This is a genomic window from Sphingobium sp. TomTYG75, from assembly GCF_054771635.1.
Genome location: NZ_BSRE01000001.1, coordinates 1,855,241 through 1,872,966 on the forward strand (window position 1 = coordinate 1,855,241; position 17,726 = coordinate 1,872,966).

19 protein-coding genes are annotated in these 17,726 nt (G+C 64.0%); 15 read left to right on the forward strand and 4 right to left on the reverse strand.

All coding sequences use genetic code 11. From position 1 onward, the window contains the following. Positions 1–5: 5 nt before the first annotated feature. Together purN and purM are read right to left on the reverse strand one after the other, a co-directional pair. Positions 6–956, reverse strand: coding sequence for a phosphoribosylglycinamide formyltransferase (gene purN, locus ACYU81_RS09345; protein ID WP_460987401.1), 951 nt, complete (start codon positions 954–956; stop codon positions 6–8). Between the two features lie 130 nt (positions 957–1,086). After that, positions 1,087–2,181: a phosphoribosylformylglycinamidine cyclo-ligase gene (purM, locus tag ACYU81_RS09350; protein ID WP_460987402.1), complete on the reverse strand. Its 1,095-nt coding sequence runs from the start codon at positions 2,179–2,181 to the stop codon at positions 1,087–1,089. A gap of 184 nt (positions 2,182–2,365) precedes the next feature. Here purM and ACYU81_RS09355 point away from each other — a divergent pair, with 184 nt between their 5' ends. From ACYU81_RS09355 to ACYU81_RS09400, 10 genes are all read left to right on the forward strand, one after another. After that, entirely contained in the window at positions 2,366–3,568 is a 1,203-nt protein-coding gene (locus ACYU81_RS09355) for a heavy-metal-associated domain-containing protein (RefSeq protein WP_460988157.1), read from the forward strand. Further along, positions 3,565–4,197 carry a P-loop NTPase family protein gene (locus ACYU81_RS09360; RefSeq protein WP_460987403.1) on the forward strand — a complete coding sequence of 211 codons (633 nt, stop codon included), beginning with the start codon at positions 3,565–3,567 and terminating at the stop codon, positions 4,195–4,197. Before ACYU81_RS09355 ends, ACYU81_RS09360 begins: the two co-directional genes overlap by 4 nt. A gap of 10 nt (positions 4,198–4,207) precedes the next feature. Further along, complete coding sequence (locus ACYU81_RS09365) at positions 4,208–6,346, forward strand: RNA degradosome polyphosphate kinase (RefSeq protein WP_460987404.1); 2,139 nt, start codon at positions 4,208–4,210, stop codon at positions 6,344–6,346. A 6-nt stretch (positions 6,347–6,352) separates the two neighbouring features. After that, positions 6,353–7,867, forward strand: coding sequence for a Ppx/GppA phosphatase family protein (locus ACYU81_RS09370; RefSeq protein WP_460987405.1), 1,515 nt, complete (start codon positions 6,353–6,355; stop codon positions 7,865–7,867). A gap of 189 nt (positions 7,868–8,056) precedes the next feature. Further along, entirely contained in the window at positions 8,057–8,962 is a 906-nt protein-coding gene (gene argB / locus ACYU81_RS09375; protein WP_230463238.1) for an acetylglutamate kinase, read from the forward strand. Positions 8,963–9,135: 173 nt separating this feature from the next. Beyond that, positions 9,136–9,426, forward strand: coding sequence for a YggT family protein (locus tag ACYU81_RS09380; protein WP_460987406.1), 291 nt, complete (start codon positions 9,136–9,138; stop codon positions 9,424–9,426). Further along, positions 9,423–9,746 carry a DUF167 domain-containing protein gene (locus ACYU81_RS09385; RefSeq protein WP_460987407.1) on the forward strand — a complete coding sequence of 108 codons (324 nt, stop codon included), beginning with the start codon at positions 9,423–9,425 and terminating at the stop codon, positions 9,744–9,746. Before ACYU81_RS09380 ends, ACYU81_RS09385 begins: the two co-directional genes overlap by 4 nt. Then, positions 9,743–10,636, forward strand: a complete 894-nt coding sequence (gene folD, locus ACYU81_RS09390; RefSeq protein WP_460987408.1) for a bifunctional methylenetetrahydrofolate dehydrogenase/methenyltetrahydrofolate cyclohydrolase FolD — start codon at positions 9,743–9,745, stop codon at positions 10,634–10,636. The genes ACYU81_RS09385 and folD overlap by 4 nt, the downstream gene beginning before the upstream one ends. Further along, the gene (locus ACYU81_RS09395; RefSeq protein ID WP_460987409.1) at positions 10,633–11,283 is read left to right on the forward strand and encodes a Cif family virulence factor; all 651 of its coding nucleotides are present in this window, start codon (positions 10,633–10,635) and stop codon (positions 11,281–11,283) included. Before folD ends, ACYU81_RS09395 begins: the two co-directional genes overlap by 4 nt. Further along, positions 11,280–11,897 carry a MarC family protein gene (locus tag ACYU81_RS09400; protein WP_460987410.1) on the forward strand — a complete coding sequence of 206 codons (618 nt, stop codon included), beginning with the start codon at positions 11,280–11,282 and terminating at the stop codon, positions 11,895–11,897. Before ACYU81_RS09395 ends, ACYU81_RS09400 begins: the two co-directional genes overlap by 4 nt. Positions 11,898–12,142: 245 nt before the next feature. On the opposite strand, the gene ACYU81_RS09405 is transcribed toward ACYU81_RS09400, so the two are convergent. Further along, complete coding sequence (locus tag ACYU81_RS09405) at positions 12,143–12,823, reverse strand: OmpA family protein (protein WP_460987411.1); 681 nt, start codon at positions 12,821–12,823, stop codon at positions 12,143–12,145. Between the two features lie 153 nt (positions 12,824–12,976). Between ACYU81_RS09405 and ACYU81_RS09410 the strand changes: the two genes are divergently transcribed. The 4 genes from ACYU81_RS09410 to arsC all read left to right on the forward strand — a co-directional run bounded on the left by ACYU81_RS09410 (position 12,977) and on the right by arsC (position 15,885). Further along, positions 12,977–14,293 carry a hemolysin family protein gene (locus tag ACYU81_RS09410; protein WP_460987412.1) on the forward strand — a complete coding sequence of 439 codons (1,317 nt, stop codon included), beginning with the start codon at positions 12,977–12,979 and terminating at the stop codon, positions 14,291–14,293. 176 nt (positions 14,294–14,469) lie between these two features. Beyond that, positions 14,470–14,817, forward strand: coding sequence for an ArsR/SmtB family transcription factor (locus tag ACYU81_RS09415; RefSeq protein WP_449471066.1), 348 nt, complete (start codon positions 14,470–14,472; stop codon positions 14,815–14,817). Next, positions 14,814–15,482: an aquaporin gene (locus tag ACYU81_RS09420; protein ID WP_460987413.1), complete on the forward strand. Its 669-nt coding sequence runs from the start codon at positions 14,814–14,816 to the stop codon at positions 15,480–15,482. Before ACYU81_RS09415 ends, ACYU81_RS09420 begins: the two co-directional genes overlap by 4 nt. Further along, positions 15,475–15,885 (forward strand): arsenate reductase (glutaredoxin), encoded by a 411-nt coding sequence (gene arsC / locus ACYU81_RS09425; RefSeq protein WP_460987414.1) that lies wholly within the window; start codon positions 15,475–15,477, stop codon positions 15,883–15,885. Before ACYU81_RS09420 ends, arsC begins: the two co-directional genes overlap by 8 nt. Before the next feature lie 102 nt (positions 15,886–15,987). Here arsC and ACYU81_RS09430 read toward each other — a convergent pair whose 3' ends face one another. Then, complete coding sequence (locus ACYU81_RS09430) at positions 15,988–16,647, reverse strand: c-type cytochrome (protein WP_449471072.1); 660 nt, start codon at positions 16,645–16,647, stop codon at positions 15,988–15,990. Between the two features lie 187 nt (positions 16,648–16,834). On the opposite strand from ACYU81_RS09430, the gene ACYU81_RS09435 reads away from it, so the two are divergent. Continuing rightward, on the forward strand, positions 16,835–17,725 hold the full coding sequence (locus tag ACYU81_RS09435) for a prephenate dehydratase (RefSeq protein ID WP_460987415.1): 891 nt from the start codon (positions 16,835–16,837) through the stop codon (positions 17,723–17,725). Position 17,726: the final 1 nt, after the last annotated feature.

Genomic DNA, 17,726 nt, shown 5'->3' on the forward strand with positions numbered 1-17,726 from the left:
GACTTTCAAAACTCGTCAGCTACGTCCATCAGGCCCATGAGCTTCCTGGGCGCGATTTCCCGCCAGCTTTTTGCCAGCCGGTCTTCGATATGATCCCAGTCGGTGTCGCCTAGGTCGAGGCGGATGCCGACCCAGCCGTCGCCGAAATAGGCGGGGCGGAAATAGCGGGCGGGGTCGCTGTCGATCAGCATCGCCTGTTCTTCGGGCGCTGTGGTCTTGACGAGCAGGGCGGTGATGTCGTCGCGATGATGATCATGGCTGAAATAAGCGAATTTTTTGCCCTTTTCGATGCCGAAGCAGGGCATGCCGTGGGACGTTACCTCATCCGCCTGGGGAAGGGCGAGGGCGCATTCGCGGACCTTGGCGAGTAGCCATTCGGGCTGGCGCTCGCGGGTGACGAAGTCGGCGAGGGTGCGGGAATAAAGCTGATGCTCGGCGATCAGGATACGAGCAGCTAGGCTGTCGGCGGTGTCGCCGGGGAGGATGGCGACTTCCGTCTGCGCCAGCACCGGGCCGTCGTCCAGCTCGCTGGTCACGACATGGACCGAGCAGCCCGCATGGCTGTCGCACGCGTCGAGCGCCTTCTGGTGGGTGTCGAGGCCCTTATATTTGGGGAGGAGGCTGGGGTGGATGTTCAGCATCCGGCCTTCCCAGCCAGCGACGAACTCAGGTGAGAGCAGGCGCATGTACCCGGCGAGCGCGACATATTCCGCGCCAGCCTTGCGCAGCTGCGCGTCGATGATCTGGTCAAACTCGGCGCGTTTCATGCCCTTGTGGCTTTGGGCGAAGGTGGGGATGCCTTCTGCCTGCGCGAGGGTCAGGCCAGCGGCTTGCGGATCGTTGGCGGCGACCAGGACGATCTCATAGGGGCAGGAGGGGTGCTTGGCGGCGTAAAGCAGCGCTGCCATGTTGGACCCTCGCCCGGAAATGAGAACGCCGACTTTTGCCTTTTGCATCTATTCCCCGTTCAGCTGTTCAACGAGTCACTTGCCTCGTTCGAATGTCGAAGCCCTGCTCTTTCTTGAAGAAAAGTGAAGCCCTTCGACAAGCTCAGGACGAACGGCTTTCTTATCTCGACACTTTGATTTAGCCCAGATGCGTGGCGGTCCAGTCGGCCTTGGCGCTCCAGGTCTCCTGGCTTCCCTTGACGGTGCAGCCTTTTTCGCCAGCTTCGACCACGCCGACGCGGACGACGGTTTCGCCTGCGGCTTCGAGTTCTGCGGTCACGGCGTCCGCTGCGTCAGCGTCCACCGCGAGCACCATGCCGACGCCGCAGTTGAAGGTGCGGGCCATTTCTTCCGGCTCGATATGGCCCTGCGCTTGCAGGAATGCCATCAGGCGCGGCTGTTCCCAGGCGTCGGCGTCGACCACGGCATGACAGCCTTCGGGCAGGACGCGGGGGATGTTTTCGAGGAGGCCGCCGCCGGTGATGTGGGCGAGCGCGTTGATCTTGCCGTCGCGCACCAAGGGCAGAAGCGGCTTCACATAGATGCGCGTCGGCGCCATCAGCGCGTCGATCAGCAGCACTTCATTGTCGAAGATCGCCGGACGGTCGAGCTTCCAGCCCTTGTCGGCGGCGAGGCGGCGGACGAGCGAGAAGCCGTTGGAGTGGACGCCCGAGGAGGTGAGGCCCAAGAGGACGTCGCCTGCCTTCACCTTGTTGCCGGTCAGCGCCTTGCTGCGCTCTACCGCGCCGACGCAGAATCCGGCGAGGTCATAGTCGCCCGCCGCGTACATGCCCGGCATTTCGGCGGTTTCGCCACCGATGAGGGCGCAACCGGCTTGCTTGCAGCCTTCGGCGATGCCAGCGATCACGCGTTCGGCGACGCCGCTTTCCAGCTTGCCGGTGGCATAATAGTCGAGGAAGAAAAGCGGCTCGGCGCCCTGCACGATGAGGTCGTTGGCGCACATGGCGACAAGGTCGATGCCGACACCGTCATGGCGGTCATGGTCGATCGCGAGTTTCAGCTTTGTGCCGACGCCGTCATTGGCCGCGACGAGCAGCGGGTCGTCATAGCCAGCGGCCTTCAGATCGAAGAAACCGCCAAAGCCGCCGAGTTCAGCATCAGCGCCGGGGCGGCGGGTTGCCTTGGCCAAGGGGGCGATGGCGCGGACCAGTGCATTGCCCGCTGCGATATCGACGCCAGCCTTGGCGTAGCTGTAGGATTCGGTGTCGCTCATGCCCGCGCCCACTATAGCAATGATGCGGAAAACGGAACGGCAAATGGGTTGCCGCTTGGCAGATGGGGGAAATCTCGCCAAAAGGGCGCGCGTGAGCCTGTCCACTGCCTTCCAAAGCCAGATTTTCCGGCCTTCATCGCTGATCCGCCGCTTGTCGCGGCCCGTCCAGATTCTGGGCGCGATCATGCTGGGCCTCGCTGCTGCCGCCCTGTTCGCGCAGATGGAGGGCGAACGCGGCGTGCCGCCGATCGCGAGCGGGGGCGATTATCAGGTCAGCGGCATCAAGGTCGATGTGCTGGGGAAGGATGCCAATAGCGCGCGCCTAGCGGGCTGGCGGCTGGCGCAGCGGCAGGGTTGGCGGATGCTGTGGACGCGTACCCATGGCGCGGCCGGGGTGCCGACCCTTTCCGATTCGCAGCTTGAGGCGATGATCTCCGGCGTGGAGATCGAATATGAGCAGGTCGGGCCGACCCGCTACATCGCGACGCTGGGCATATTGTTCGACCGCGCGCGGACGGGGCAGGTGCTGGGCGTATCCGGCCATGTCATGCGCTCGCCGCCGCTGCTGGTCATTCCGGTGATGTGGGATGGCGGCTCGGCCGTGTCCTATGAGCGGATCAATGAGTGGCAGAAGGCCTGGGCGCGGTTCCGGACCGGGGACAGCGCGATCGATTATGTGCGGGTGAGCGGATCGATCGCTGACCCGATCCTGCTGAATGCTGGTCAGGTGGGGCGGCGCGGGCGGCTGTGGTGGCGCGTGTTGCTGGATCAATATGGCGCGGCCGATGTGGTGGTGCCGATCGCGCGGCTTCAGCGGGAATATCCGGGTGGCCCGGTAACGGGCACCTTTACGGCGCGCTATGGGCCGGACGATACGTTGATCGGCAGCTTTTCCCTGCGCGCGTCGGCCGAAAGCGCGATCCCGCAGATGATGGATGAAGCGGCGCGGCGAATCGATCAGCTGTATACCGCTGCGCTCAATGACGGCCGTTTGCGGCCCGACCCCTCGTTGATCATCGAGGAGCCGGTTGATCCGGACGCGCTCGCGATCGAGAATGGGGCCGAACAGTCATTGGAGACGACCGAAACGCTGGTGCCGTCGGCGACGACCAGCAGCGTTTCGATCCAGTTCGACACGCCCGATGTAGGATCGGTGGCGCAGGGCGAGGCGGCGGTGCGGTCTATCGTGGGTGTCAGGTCGGCGGCTACCAGCAGCTTGGCGCTAGGTGGAACTTCGGTGATGCAGGTCAGCTTCGACGGCAGTGTTGATGCGCTGCGTGCCGGGCTTCAGGCGCGGGGCTTCACCGTATCGGGTTCGGGCAATGCGTTGCGCATTCGCCGTGGCGGCGCGGCCCCTGCGGGAGCGGGTACATCGGCGCCGCAATGAGCCAGATCAGCCTGCCGTTCGAATGGCCAGGGCAGGGGACGGACGATGATTTCCTGGTCAGCGACGCCAATCATGTCGCCGTCCGCCATCTGGAAAATTGGCGCGAATGGCCTTTGGCGATCAGCGTGTTGAGTGGCCCGGCCCGGTCGGGGCGATCGATGCTGGGCCGCCGTTTCGCCGCGATGAGCGGCGGCACGGTGATCGACGATGCGCAGGGGCAGGACGACCGGCTGCTGTTCAACGCCTGGAATGATGCGCAGACGAGCGCCAAGCCGCTATTGCTGATCGGGGACAGCGCGCCGACGTTGTGGGACGTGGCTCTGCCGGACCTCCGGTCGCGCCTTGCCGCCGCGCCGCATGTCGCGATCGAACAGCCGGACGAGCCGCTGGCCCGGGCGCTTGTCGAACGGGCGCTTGGCCGCGCCGGTTCGCGTTATGCGCAGGATTTACCGGAGTGGCTGCTGCGCCGGATCGAGCGCAGCTATGCCGCGATTGCCGAGGCTGTTCGCCTGCTTAACGAGGCGGCATTGTCATCGGGACGTAAGATTTCTGTCGCTATGGCCAAAGAGAGCCTGCAAGCGGCGGGTTTCTTGCCTATAGTGGCGGACGATCCGCACCCCTCATCATAGTGAGAGAGACGTGGCCGAAGCTGATCCGTCCGCCAGCCTGACACTGCCTACCGACCGCTATTTCAACCGGGAGCTGTCCTGGCTGGCGTTCAACCAGCGCGTGCTGGAAGAGGCGATGAACCGCGCGCATCCGCTGCTGGAGCGGCTGCGTTTCCTGTCGATTTCCGGCGCGAACCTGGATGAGTTCTTCAGCGTGCGCGTGGCGGGCCTCAAAGGCCAGCAGTTGCAGGATGTCGACATGCGGTCGGCCGATGGGCTGACCCCGGCGCAGCAACTTGCTGCGATCACCGACGAAACCGCGCGGCTGATGACGGCGCAGCAGAAGGTCTGGGGCGCGCTGCATGGAGAACTGGCGCGGGTCGGGATCGAGGTCATGGGGCCTGCGAGCGAGATCGATGCGGGCAGCGAGACATGGCTGCGCGAGCATTTCCTGAGCCAGGTTTTTCCGATCCTGACGCCGCAGGCGCTGGACCCGGCGCATCCTTTCCCCTTCATTCCCAATCAGGGGTTGTCGATCGTTTTCGATCTGGAAAGGCTGTCGGACAAGCAGCCGATCCGCGAGCTGGTGATGATCCCGTCCTCGCTCGCCCGCTTTGTCCGCATGCCGGGTACGCCTGCGCGCTACATGGCTTTGGAAGCGGTGATCCGCCGCTTTTCGGGCGATCTCTTCCCCGGCTATCGAGTGCGCAACAGCGGCGTGTTCCGCATCATCCGCGACAGCGATATCGAGATTGAGGAAGAGGCGGAGGATCTGGTCCGCTATTTCCGCAGCGCCATCAAGCGCCGCCGCAGGGGCCGCGTGATCCGCATGGAGATTGAGGAGCGCATTCCCGAGCCAGTCGAGGAAATGTTGCAGGACATGCTTCAGGGGCATGAGGCGATCATTGCCGAGGTCGAGGGCTTTGTCGGCATTGGCGACTTGAGCGGCATTGTCGAGGAAGACCGGCCGGACCTGAAGTTCGAACCCTATGCGCCGCGCTTCCCCGAGCGCATTCGCGAATATGGCGGGGATTGCTTTGCGGCGATCCGGGCGAAAGATATTGTCGTCCATCACCCCTACGAAGCGTTCGACGTCGTCGTTTCGTTCCTGAAACAAGCGGCGTCCGACCCGGACTGCGTCGCGATCAAGCAGACGCTGTATCGCGCGGGCAAGCAGTCGGCGATCATCCGCGCGCTGATCGACGCGGCGGAGGCGGGCAAGTCGGTGACGGCCGTTGTCGAGCTGAAGGCGCGGTTCGACGAGGAACAGAACCTGATGTGGGCCGATGCGCTGGAACGCGCTGGCGTGCAGGTGGTCTATGGCTTCATCGACTGGAAGACGCACGCCAAGGTGTCGATGGTGGTCCGGCGCGAAGGGGAGGCGTTCCGCACCTACTGCCATTTCGGCACGGGCAATTATCACCCCGTCACCGCGCGCATCTACACCGATTTGAGCTTCTTCACCGCCGATCCCGCTTATGGCCGCGATGCCGCAGCGCTGTTCAACTATATCACCGGCTATGTCGAACCGCAGAGCCTTGAAAAGCTGGTGATGAGCCCTCGCGACCTGCGCGATCGGCTCTGTCAGCTTATCGATGCGGAGATCGAGCATGTCCGCGCTGGCCGCCCCGGCGATATCTGGGCCAAGATGAATTCGCTGGTCGATCCGGCGATCATCGAGAAGCTGTATGCCGCCAGCAATGCGGGAGTGCAGATCGACCTGATCGTGCGCGGCATCTGCTGTCTGCGGCCGGGCGTGCCGGGGATGTCGGAAAATATCCGGGTGAAGTCGGTCGTCGGCCGCTTTCTGGAACATAGCCGCATCACCGCTTTCGGTAATGGCAAGGCGCTGCCCAATAATGGCGCGAAGGTGTTCATCAGCTCGGCTGACTGGATGCCGAGGAACTTTGACCGCCGTGTCGAATTTCTGGCTCCTGTGGAGAACCCGACCGTTCACGACCAGATTCTGGACCAGGTGATGGTCGCCAACCTGATCGACACCGAACAGAGTTGGGAGCTGGACAGCGACGGCCATTATGCCCGCGTCGATTCGACGGATCGCCCGTTCAACCTGCACCGCTATTTCATGACCAACCCGTCTTTGTCAGGCCGGGGTGCGTCGCTGGATAGTGGGGCGGTGCCGACATTGCGCCTGCGCGGACGGGCCTGAACGGTCATGAATTCGATGCTGAGCCAGGTGCGCGCCATCGCTGAAACGATGGTGACCTCACCTGCCCATGCCAAGGCGCGCACGGCCATCATCGACATCGGGTCCAACAGCGTGCGCTTAGTCGTCTATGACGGGCCACGGCGCATCCCCTTCATCCTGTTCAATGAAAAGGTAATGGCGGGGCTGGGCGCGTCGCTTGGGCGGACGGGACGGATCGAGCCGGAAGCCATGGAGCGCGGATTGCGGGCGGTAGGGCGCTTTGCCCATCTGTGCCGCGAGATGGAGGTGCGGGACGTGCGCTGCGTCGCCACCGCCGCCGTGCGTGATGCCGCCAATGGCGAAGAGTTCATCCTGCGCGCCAAGGACATGGGCCTCGAAGTCGAGTTGCTGTCCGGGAGGCAGGAGGCGGTTGCGGCGGCCTATGGCGTTCTGTCGGGCATCCCCGGCGCGGACGGCATTGTTGGCGATCTGGGCGGCGGCAGTCTGGAACTGGCGCGGGTACGCGACGGCGCGGTGCATGAGACGATATCGCTGCCGCTGGGCGTGCTGCGCCTGCCGCAGATCCGGGCGAAGGGGCCGGCCGTTCTGGAACGGCAGGTGAAGAAGATGCTGGCGAAGGCGGGCTGGAATGCCGGACCTGACCTGCCCTTCTATCTGGTGGGCGGGTCGTGGCGCGCTCTGGCCCGGTTCGACATGCAGCTGACCAACTTTCCGCTGCCGGTGGTGCATCAATATGCGATGCCCGCCGCCCGCGCGGAGCAACTGACGCGGATCGTGTCGCATGTGGGCCGGGCGCGGTTGAAGGATATTCCGTCGATCACGGGGTCGCGCGTGCCGACTTTGCCCGATGCGGCGGCGCTGCTGTCGGTCGTCGTCCGGCAGTTGAAGTCGAGTGAACTGGTCGTGTCGGCCTATGGCCTGCGCGAAGGGCTGCTGTTCGAGGATTTGCCCGCCGACATCCGCACGCATGATCCGTTGCTGGTCGCGGCGGAGGCGGAGGGCGAGGCGCAGGGGCGCTTCGCGGGCCATGGCGACATGATCGACCGCTGGATCGGGCCGCTGTTCCGCGACGATGAGCCGTCCTGGCGGCGCATCCGTCGGGCCGCTTGCCTGCTCGCCGATGTCGGCTGGCGCGCCAATCCGGATTTCCGGGCGGAACGTGGGGTGGAGATTGCCCTGCACAGCAATTGGGTGGGCATTACCGCGCCCGAGCGGGCGATGCTGGCGCAGGCGCTGCACAGCAATTTTGGTGGAGCTGCTGCCCCTGTCCCAGGCATTGGGGAACTGGCTTCTGCCGCAGCGCTCAAGCGGGCGACCTTGTGGGGGCTGGCGATCCGTCTTGGCCAACGGCTGTCGGGCGGGGTCGAGGGGCCTTTGCTGGCGTCGAAACTGGAGATGGTGGGCGACACGCTGGAATTGCGGTTGAAAGGCGTGGACATGGACCTGTTCGGCGAGGCGGTCGAGCGGCGGCAGCGGCATCTGGCGCAGGCCATGGGGGTCAAGTACCGGATGGCCTGGTGAGTGGGTGTGTGAAGGGGGGACTCTCTCCCTCTCCCCTTTAGGGGGAGAGGGCTGGGGAGAGGGGAGCAACGCCAAGGTCTAACAGGCCCCTCTCCCGCCTTCGCTACGCTCGGCACCCTCTCCCCTGAAGGGGAGAGGGGAAATTGCCCAACTTGCCCCCGCATCTATAAGGCCCTATTGCGCGCGCCCATGAACAGCAAGCACGCCCCCGACCCCGCTCTCCTCGCCAAGGCCGAAACGCTCGTGGAGGCGCTGCCCTATATGCAGCGATATGCGGGGCAGACGTTCGTCGTGAAATATGGCGGCCATGCGATGGGCGATCCGGAAGCCGCGCGCGACTTTGCCGAGGATGTCGTCCTGATGAAGGCGGTCGGCATCAATGTCGTCGTCGTGCATGGCGGCGGGCCGCAGATCGGCGCGATGCTCAAGAAGCTGGGCGTCGAATCGCACTTCGTGAACGGCCTGCGCGTCACCGACAGGGAAACGGCGCAGATTGCCGAAATGGTGCTGGCGGGCTCCATCAACAAGGAAATCGTCGGCTGGATTTCCGGCGCGGGCGGGAAGGCTGTGGGCATTTCCGGCAAGGATGGCGGGCTCGTCCTGTGCGAGAAGGTCGGCGATACGCGGGCGCCCGATCCCAATTCGGGGATTGAGCGCAATGTCGACCTCGGCTTTGTCGGCGATCCGGTGAAGGTCGATCGGTCGATCCTCGACACGCTGACGCAGAGCGGCATCATCCCGGTCATCGCGCCGGTGGGCATTGGTGCTGACGGACACACTTATAATGTGAATGCCGACACCATGGCGGGCGCGATCGCGGCGGAGCTTCAAGCTTCGCGCTTCTTCCTGCTGACCGATGTCGCGGGCGTGCTGGACAAGCAGGGGCAGTTGCTGACTGACCTCGACCCGGCGGCGATCAAGGTGCTGCAAGAGGATGGCACGATCAGCGGCGGCATGATTCCGAAGCTGGAAACCTGCGTGAAGGCGGTCGAGGGCGGCGTGGACGCTGCCGTCATTCTAGACGGACGGGTGCCGCATGCGATGCTACTGGAGATTTTCACGAAGCGCGGTGCGGGTACTTTAGTGCGGCGGTGAGGGATTCTCGCACCGTCATCCCAGCGAAAGCTGGGATCTCGGGCGGCGTCGCGCTTCCTCTCCTGAGATCCCAGCGTTCGCTGGGATGACGCCAAGTAGGCAGAAGAACAAGGGAACCCTTGTCGCGGCCTCCCCCGCTCGGCTAGAGCAGCGGCAGTCAATTTGGAGACCGCATGGCCTACGCGCTCTATCAGATCATTGTCATCCTGCTCGATGTGCTGTGGTGGATCATTATCATCCAGGCGATCATGAGCTGGTTGATCGCCTTCAATGTCATCAACACGTCCAGTGACATCGTGCGCACGATCATCGTTGCGCTCGACCGGATGACGGCGCCGATCTACAATCCGATCCGACGGGTGATGCCTGACCTTGGCGCGCTCGACCTGTCGCCCATGGTCGTGCTGCTCGCCATCCTGATCATCCGTCAGGCGATATTGCCGCCGCTCTTCGGGCAGGTGTGAGCGTCTGGCGACAGGACGGAAACGACCTGCTGCTCTCTGTCCGGTTGACGCCGGGCGCGGCGCGTGAAGATATTGGCGGGTGCTGGACGGACGAGAAGGGCGCGCAATGGCTTGGCGCGCGCGTCCGCGCCGTCGCGGAAAAGGGCAGGGCGAACACGGCGCTCATTGCGCTGCTCGCCAAGGGGCTAGACTGGCCACGTAGCGCGATTTCACTGGAATCGGGTGACAGCAACCGGCTAAAGCGGCTTCGTATCAAGGGCGGTGTCGACGCGCTGGCGCGCCTGTCCGCCATCATCAAGGAACGGGTTGAGGCAGCATGACCATCGGCAAGATCATCGACGGAAAAGCCTTCGCCGCCACGCTGCGCGCGAAAGTGGCGGAGGGCGTCGCCGCCTTTATCGAACGTACGGGGCGCAAGCCGGGCCTCGCCGTCGTGCTGGTGGGCGAGGACCCGGCCAGTTCCGTCTATGTCCGCAACAAGGGCAAGATGACGGTCGAGGCGGGCATGGAAAGCCTGGAGTTCAAGCTGCCCGCCAGCATCGGCGAGGATGCGTTGCTCGAACTGGTCGAGGAATTGAACGCCGATGACCGGGTGGACGGCATTCTCGTCCAGTTGCCGTTGCCCGGCCATATTGACGAGGCGGCGGTGATCGGCACGATCGACCCGGCCAAGGATGTGGACGGGTTCCATGTCGTCAATTCCGGACGGCTGGCGACGGGGCAGGAGGCGCTGGTGCCCTGTACGCCACTGGGCTGCATCATGCTGCTGAAGGATGAGTTGGGCGACCTGTCAGGCATGGAGGCGGTGGTCGTGGGCCGCTCCAACATCGTGGGCAAGCCGATGGCGCAATTGCTGCTGGCCGAGAATTGCACAGTCACGATCGCGCATAGCCACACGCGGGACCTGGCTTCGGTCGTGCATCGCGCCGACATCGTAGTGGCCGCCGTGGGCCGCGCCGAGATGGTGAAGGGCGAATGGATCAAGCCGGGCGCCACCGTCATCGACGTGGGCATCAACCGCGTGACGGATACCGAGGATGGCAAGAGCCGAATCGTCGGCGACGTCGCCACGGCGGAAGCGCTGGCCCATGTGCGGGCGATCACGCCTGTGCCCGGCGGCGTGGGGCCGATGACGATTGCGGTGCTGCTGCGCAATACGCTGGTGGCGGCTCATGCGCGCGCGGGGCTGGCAAAGCCGGAGGGGCTGTGAAAGCAAAGCGGGCCGTCCTGATCGCGGCTTGCCTTATCGGGCTGGTCGCGGCGCGGCCCCCGATGCGGCATCAGCCCGATCCCAGTTCCGTCTTTGCCGCCGAAATCGCCTTCAACCGTCTGGCGCGGGACAAGGGGCAATGGACCGCCTTTCGCGAGACTGCCGCCGAGGATGCGGTGATGTTCGTGCCGCAGCGGGTGCTGGCGAAGCAATGGTTGAAGGGCCGCGCCGATCCGCCAAAGCCGGTGAGCTGGACGCCGTCCACCATATATGTGTCGTGCGACGGCAATCTGGCGGCGAGCACAGGCAATTGGCAGCGGCCGGATGGAACGGTCGGCTATTTCACGACGATCTGGCGGCGGGACAAGCGGGGCGCGTGGGAATGGGTGCTGGATCATGGCGATACGCTTGCCGCGCCGCGTCCGGCGCCGGAGTTTCTGATGGGGAAGGTCGCCACCTGCAAGCGGGGCAAAACGCCTGAGATGGTGGGCGCCAAGGCGAAAGCAACGGTGCCACCTGCCGATGAAAGCCTTTTGTGGAATGCGGAGGTTGCGCCCGATGGCGGGCGTCATGTCACTGTGCGCGTCTGGAACGGGACGAGCTATGACATGGTGATAGACGACAGGGTGGCGGCGCCGGGGGCATGATCGAGCTGTTCATCTCCGCCTTCGTCACGCTGTTCGTGGTCATCGATCCGCCCGGCTGCGCGCCCATCTATGCCAGCCTGACGACCGGGGCGAGCCATGCGCAGCGGCGGGCGATGGCGATCCGCGCCGTTGGCATCGCGGCGGTGATCCTGTTTATCTTTGCGCTGTGGGGGAAGCAGCTGCTGGGGGTGTTGGGCATCGCGCTCGACAGTTTCCGGATCGCGGGCGGGATCATGCTGTTCATCATCGCCATGGACATGGTGTTCGAAAAGCGCACCCAAAGGCGCGAGGACCGCGCGCACAAGATCGCCGAGACGCCTGAGGTCGAGGATGTGTCGGTTTTCCCGATGGCGATGCCGATGATCGCGGGACCGGGATCGATCGCCACTGTGATGCTGCTGATGTCGCGGGCTGATGGCATATCCGAGCGGCTGGTCGTCATGGGCGCGGTGCTGGTTACGCTGGTGCTGATGCTGGGGGCGTTGCTGGCGGCGGGGCCGATCATGGCGCGGCTGGGCAGCAAGATCGAGGCGGTGATTACCCGCTTGCTGGGGGTGCTGCTGGCGGCGCTGGCTGCGCAATTCGTGATCGATGGGCTGAAGGCGAGTTTTTAGAGCGTGATAGTCGTACGCGGAAGCATCCGCATTTAGGCTCCTTTTCGTCGCCCCGGGCTCGACCCAGGGTCCCGTGCCTCGGCAGCGTCAGACAAGAAGCGGGACCCCGGATCAAGTCCGGGGTGACGATCACTCACATATGATCATGCTTTAGGATCGTCCCGACAAGACGCCCGAATGCCCGCTAAAAAAGAAGCCGGGAGCGCTTGTGGCGCGTCCCGGCTCCGTTCGAAGTGGCGGCAGGCTTAAGCCCGGACGTCGCTTTCCGTGACCGGCGCGATCTTGATTTCGACGCGGCGGTTGCTGGCCTTGCCCTCGACCGTGGCGTTGGAGGCGATGGGCTGGGTTTCGCCGAAGCCGCGCGTTGCGATGCGAGCCGACTGGACGCCGTGGGTGGTCAGATAGTCGGCGACCGACTGGGCGCGGCGTTCTGACAGGGTCTGGTTATAGGCGTCCGCACCGTCGCTGTCGGTGTGGCCGTAAATGTCGATATAGGTTTTGGGATATTGCGCGAGCACGGACGACACTTCGTCCAGCGTCGGGCGGAATTGCGGCTGAACGGCTGCGCTGTCGGTGGTGAAGGTGATGCCCGACGGCATGCGCAGCACCAGATTGTCGCCATCGCGGATCACGTCCACGCCGCTGCCAGCGGTTTCCTCGCGCAGCTTGCGTTCCTGCGCATCCATATAGGCGCCGATTCCGGCACCCGCGACCGCGCCGATGCCCGCGCCCAGGATCTTTTCCGTGCGGTCCCGCTTGCCGCCGACGAGATCGCCGAGCAGATAACCGCCCAGCGCGCCACCGATGCCGCCGATCGCAGCCTTAGAAATCTGACGCTGCCCGGTGTTGGGGTCGGTCGTGCAGGCGGCGGTGGCGAGCATGGCGGCCAGACCTGCCGTGCCCATGATGCGATGAGAAATCCGCATAGATTCAGTTCCCTTTTTGTCTTGCACCCGAAAGCGCGGATGCAGGCCCCAATCGTCAAAGCCCGCCTTTTGTTCCACAGGCGAACTGAACCGCAGGTGAGGGGACGGTTGTGAAACTGTAAGGAACAGGGTTATAGGGCGTAGTTGACCACCATGGCCACGATCCCCCCGCACGCTCCGACGCCCTTTCCCTGGGCAGACCTCGTCATCATTCTGGCGCTGGTCGCTTTGAATGGCGTTTTTGCCATGTCGGAACTGGCGATCGTGTCGGCGCGCCGTCCCCGGTTGCAGGCGATGGAGAAGGCGGGGCGGCGGGGCGCGCACACGGCGCTGATGCTGGCGAGCGATCCCGGCAAGTTCCTTTCCACGGTCCAGATCGGCATCACCCTGATCGGCATCATCGCGGGCGCCTATTCCGGCGCGAGCCTTGGCGGACCCGTCGGCGAGCGGCTCCAGCAATTCGGATTGTCGCCCAACAGCGCCGAGAGTCTGGGTTTTGCGCTGGTCATCGGCCTTACCACCTATGCCTCGCTGATCATCGGGGAACTGGTGCCCAAGCAGTTCGCCCTGCGCTCGCCTGAACCCATTGCGGTCCTCATGGCGACGCCGATGCTCTGGCTCGCCAAGATTACCGCGCCGATCGTGTGGGTGCTGGACGGGTCGAGCGCGCTCATTTTCCGCCTGCTGCGCATGACGCGGGAGTCGGAACATCATGTGACGGCCGAGGAATTGCACCTGATCGTCGCGGAGGCGAGCCGGTCTGGCGTGATCGAGGAAAGCGAGCGCGCGATCATTTCGGGCGTCGTGCGGCTGGCCGACCGGCCGGTGCGCGAAGTCATGACGCCGCGCATGGATGTGGACTGGATCGACATCGGCGCGGATGATGAGACCATCCGGGCGAGGCTACTCGAAACGCCGCATACCCGTCTGCCAGTGGGGCGGGGAACGGTTGAGGATATTATCGGCGTCGTGCAGGCGCGCGACATCATGACCGCGTTGTTCAGGGGAGAGCGGCTGAACCTGGAGTCATTGATGCGCCGTGTGGAGGTCGTGCCCGATCAGGTCGATGCGATGGACGCGCTGGAAGTGCTGCGCCGTGCGGACGTGCCCATGGTGATGGTGCATGACGAATATGGCCATTTCGAAGGCATCGCGACGCCCGCCGACCTGCTGTCCGCCATCGCGGGGCATTTCGCGTCCGATCGCGACGTGCATGATGAGCCCGACCTCGTCGAACGGGAGGATGGCAGCTTGCTGGTGTCGGGCCAGATGCCGATGGACCTGCTCGCGGATCGGATCGGTATCGACCTGCCCGAGGACCGGGATTATGCCACGGTCGCGGGCCACGCGCTGTGGCTGCTCAAGCGCTTGCCTGAGGTCGGTGATTTCATCGACGATCAGGGGTGGCGATTTGAGATCGTCGATATGGATGGGCGCAAAATCGACAAGCTGCTGGTCGCGGAGCGTTAAAACGGCCTTCTGGCGACAGGAGATTCGGGTCGGCTTGTGACCAGGGCCGGTCATAAGGACGCTTGATTCCGATAGGCGAACGCACCCATTGGCTTGGGCGAGATAATTCGATATTTCGGATTTTATCGAATAGTCGAATCGGAAGGTCGCCATCCGTGGCAGGTGAAAATCAGCAGATGTCGTTACCGGACGCCGTCGAAGCACTGTCGGCATTGGCGCATAATCACAGGCTGGCCGTCTTCCGCCTGCTTGTTCGTGCAGGGGCCTCAGGTGTCCCGGCCGGAGAAATAGCGCGCGAAGTGGGCGCATTGCCAAGCACGCTCTCCACGCATCTCACCATCTTAGGGCACGCTGGCCTGATCCAGTCCCGACGCGAGGGGCGATCGGTTATTTACTCCGCCGATTATGAGGGGATGGGTGATCTTCTGAAGTTCCTCGTTTCCGACTGCTGCGCAGGACGTCCGGAAATCTGCGCGCCTTTGGTCGCCATGGTGGACACCGCAAATTGCTGTTCGCCTCAATGACAGTCATCCGCAACATTGCCGCTGAAGCCTTGGGCACGGCCATGCTGCTGGCCGTCGTCGTGGGGTCGGGGATCATGGGACAGCGGCTTGCCGCCGGTAACGATGCGATTGCATTGTTGGCGAACACGGTGGCGACCGGGGCGGGCCTCGTCGTCCTGATCCATATGTTCGCGCCGCTGTCAGGCGCACATTTCAATCCGGCGGTAACGCTTGTTTTCCTGCTGCGGGGTGAAGTCACCCCCCAAAAGGCTGTGCAATATGTGGTCGCACAGATTTGCGGCGCCGTTGTTGGCGTATGGACAGCGCACACGATGTTCGCCGAGCCGGTTTGGCAAATCTCGACCAAATTGCGTGACGGCTGGGGGCAGGGTTTTGCGGAAGCCGTCGCCACCTTCGGCCTGATCGGGACGATATTGACGACACAGCGGTCCCGACCCGAGTTCACGCCGACGGCGGTGGGGCTCTACATCACGGCCGCTTACTGGTTCACGGCGTCCACATCCTTCGCCAATCCCGCCGTGACCGTGGCTCGCGGCCTGACGAACAGCTTTGCGGGGATTGCGCCATCATCGATCCCCTTGTTCATCGGCGGCCAAAGTGCAGGCGCCATAGTCGCGCTGATGGTGTTTGGCTGGCTTTTACAGGAGGACCCGTATCGTGCCTGATACCTTTCCCATTAGGATATATCACAATCCCGATTGCGGCACGTCGCGTAACGCGCTCGCGATGATCCAGGCTGCGGGCTATCGTCCCGAGGTCATTGAATATCGCGACATCGGCTGGACCCGTTCCCTATTGGAGCGCCTGATCGCCGATATGCGCGCGTCGCCGCGTGATCTGTTGCGAGAAAAGGGCACGCCTGCCGCGGAACTCGGCTTGATGGGCGCGGATGCCACGGATGATCAAATCCTGGCGGCGATGGTTGAGCACCCCATTCTTGTGAACCGCCCTATTGTGGTCTCCCCCCTGGGCACAAAGCTGTGTCGTCCCTCAGAGGTCGTATTGACTCTATTGGACCGTCAGCCCGAGAGATTCACCAAGGAGGATGGTGAAGTCGTAAAGCCCTGAGACGACCCGAGTTTCAAAAGGGTGCATTTCCCAAAACGCAACGGGCGCGGCATTCACTGCCGCGCCCGTCAGGTTCAACAGGAGGGGCCGACCCCTCCGCTATTATTTGCCAGCAGCGGCAGGTCCGGTCGCCGGAGCCGCGTTGGCCGGGGCCTTGCCCTCGACGCTTTCGGCAGCGTTCGTCGCATTGGCGGCGGCTTCGCCGGGCGTTGCGCTCGCTTCTGCGGGTGCGGCATCGGCGGCGGGCAGGGGCAGGTTGGAGCCCTGCGTGTTGAGCCATGCGATCAGGTTGGCGCGGTCGGCCGGGTTGCCGAGGCCCGCGAAGGTCATCTTGGTGCCGGGCGCGAATTCACGCGGGCTGGTCAGCCAGTGATCCAGATTCTCGAAGGTCCAGTTGCCGCCCTTCTTTTTGAGCGCGTCGGAGAAGGCGAAGCCGCCCTTGCCCTGTCCGATGCCTTCGCCAACGGTAGCATAAAGGTTGGGGCCGATGCCGTTGGCGCCGCCCTGGTTGACGGTGTGGCAGGCTGCGCACTTGGCGAAGACCTTTTCACCGGCGGCGACATCCGCGCTGGCGAGAAGCGTGTTCAGGCCCGGACCGGCAGCTGCGCCGCCTTCGCCCTCGGCCTCCACGCCTTCGATCGCGTAGCCCATCTTTTCGGGCCGTTCGTCATGGAAATATTTGGAGCTGACGATGCCGCCACCCAGCGCAATGATCCCCGCAAACAACGCCCAGCCTGCAATGGTGTTGAAACGATCACTCATTTCGCTTGGATTCCCTTGAATTTCTGTTCTGGCGGCTTGGTTTCCGCGCCCCCTCTAGCGCGCTGCCATAATGACGCAAGAGCGAACGTGCAAGCATGGTTGGAAGCTGTAACGCCTTCGCCGGTGTCAGTCGGGGATTCCGACACGCTTGCGCGCGCGTGGAGGAGTGCCTAAGCGCGCTTCATCCATGGAAAACTATCCTGCCCCCGCCCGCGCGCTGGTCGCGGAACTCGCCGAAAAGGCCGCAGCGGACCCGTCGCGCGCCATCGCCTATCAGGGCGCGCCGGGCGCCAATTCGCACCTTGCCGCGCTGGGATATGCGCCGGATTGGGTGCCGCTGCCCTGCTTCGCCTTTGAAGATGCGATCGACGCGGTGCGCAATGGCTTGGCGGCGCGGGCGATCATTCCGATCGAAAACAGCCTGCATGGCCGCGTTGCCGACATGCATTTCCTGCTGCCCGAATCGGGGCTGCACATCGTTGACGAATATTTCCTGCGCATCCGCCACTGCCTGATGGCCATCGACGACAGCCCGGTCAAAAGCGCGATCAGCCATCCGCAGGCATTGGGCCAATGCCGCCATTATCTGCGCGAGCGGGGTATCCAGCCGGTCACCTATGCCGACACGGCGGGCGCGGCGGCGCTGGTGGCGGAATCGCGTAAGCCGGGGGAGGGCGCGGTGGCGCCCTATCTGGCGGCCGAGCTTTATGGGCTGAAGATGGTGGCGGAGAATATCGAGGATAGCGACGACAATATGACGCGCTTCCTTATACTGTCGCGCGAGCCGACCATGCCGGAGCCCGATGATGGGCCGGTCATGACGACATTCCTGTTCGAGGTGAAGAATGTCCCCGCCGCGCTGTACAAGGCGATGGGCGGCTTCGCCACGAACGGCGTCAACATGACGAAGTTGGAAAGCTACCAGCGCGGTGCGAGTTTCGCCGCGACGGAGTTTTTCTGCGACATTGAGGGGATGCCGGGCGACCCTGCCGTCGATCGCGCGCTCGCCGAACTGGAATTCCACAGCAAATGGGTGCGCATGCTGGGCAGTTATCGTCAGGCGCGGCCCCGGACCTGAT

What these genes read in the sequence shown, in the direction of transcription:
- purN (WP_460987401.1), bottom strand. Translation starts at nt 956, where the DNA reads ATGCAAAAGGCAAAAGTCGGCGTTCTCATTTCCGGGCGAGGGTCCAAC.
- purM (WP_460987402.1), bottom strand. Translation starts at nt 2,181, where the DNA reads ATGAGCGACACCGAATCCTACAGCTACGCCAAGGCTGGCGTCGATATC.
- ACYU81_RS09355 (WP_460988157.1), top strand. Translation starts at nt 2,366, where the DNA reads ATGCTGGGCCTCGCTGCTGCCGCCCTGTTCGCGCAGATGGAGGGCGAA.
- ACYU81_RS09360 (WP_460987403.1), top strand. Translation starts at nt 3,565, where the DNA reads ATGAGCCAGATCAGCCTGCCGTTCGAATGGCCAGGGCAGGGGACGGAC.
- ACYU81_RS09370 (WP_460987405.1), top strand. Translation starts at nt 6,353, where the DNA reads ATGAATTCGATGCTGAGCCAGGTGCGCGCCATCGCTGAAACGATGGTG.
- argB (WP_230463238.1), top strand. Translation starts at nt 8,057, where the DNA reads ATGAACAGCAAGCACGCCCCCGACCCCGCTCTCCTCGCCAAGGCCGAA.
- ACYU81_RS09380 (WP_460987406.1), top strand. Translation starts at nt 9,136, where the DNA reads ATGGCCTACGCGCTCTATCAGATCATTGTCATCCTGCTCGATGTGCTG.
- folD (WP_460987408.1), top strand. Translation starts at nt 9,743, where the DNA reads ATGACCATCGGCAAGATCATCGACGGAAAAGCCTTCGCCGCCACGCTG.
- ACYU81_RS09400 (WP_460987410.1), top strand. Translation starts at nt 11,280, where the DNA reads ATGATCGAGCTGTTCATCTCCGCCTTCGTCACGCTGTTCGTGGTCATC.
- ACYU81_RS09405 (WP_460987411.1), bottom strand. Translation starts at nt 12,823, where the DNA reads ATGCGGATTTCTCATCGCATCATGGGCACGGCAGGTCTGGCCGCCATG.
- ACYU81_RS09410 (WP_460987412.1), top strand. Translation starts at nt 12,977, where the DNA reads ATGGCCACGATCCCCCCGCACGCTCCGACGCCCTTTCCCTGGGCAGAC.
- ACYU81_RS09415 (WP_449471066.1), top strand. Translation starts at nt 14,470, where the DNA reads ATGTCGTTACCGGACGCCGTCGAAGCACTGTCGGCATTGGCGCATAAT.
- ACYU81_RS09420 (WP_460987413.1), top strand. Translation starts at nt 14,814, where the DNA reads ATGACAGTCATCCGCAACATTGCCGCTGAAGCCTTGGGCACGGCCATG.
- ACYU81_RS09430 (WP_449471072.1), bottom strand. Translation starts at nt 16,647, where the DNA reads ATGAGTGATCGTTTCAACACCATTGCAGGCTGGGCGTTGTTTGCGGGG.
- ACYU81_RS09435 (WP_460987415.1), top strand. Translation starts at nt 16,835, where the DNA reads ATGGAAAACTATCCTGCCCCCGCCCGCGCGCTGGTCGCGGAACTCGCC.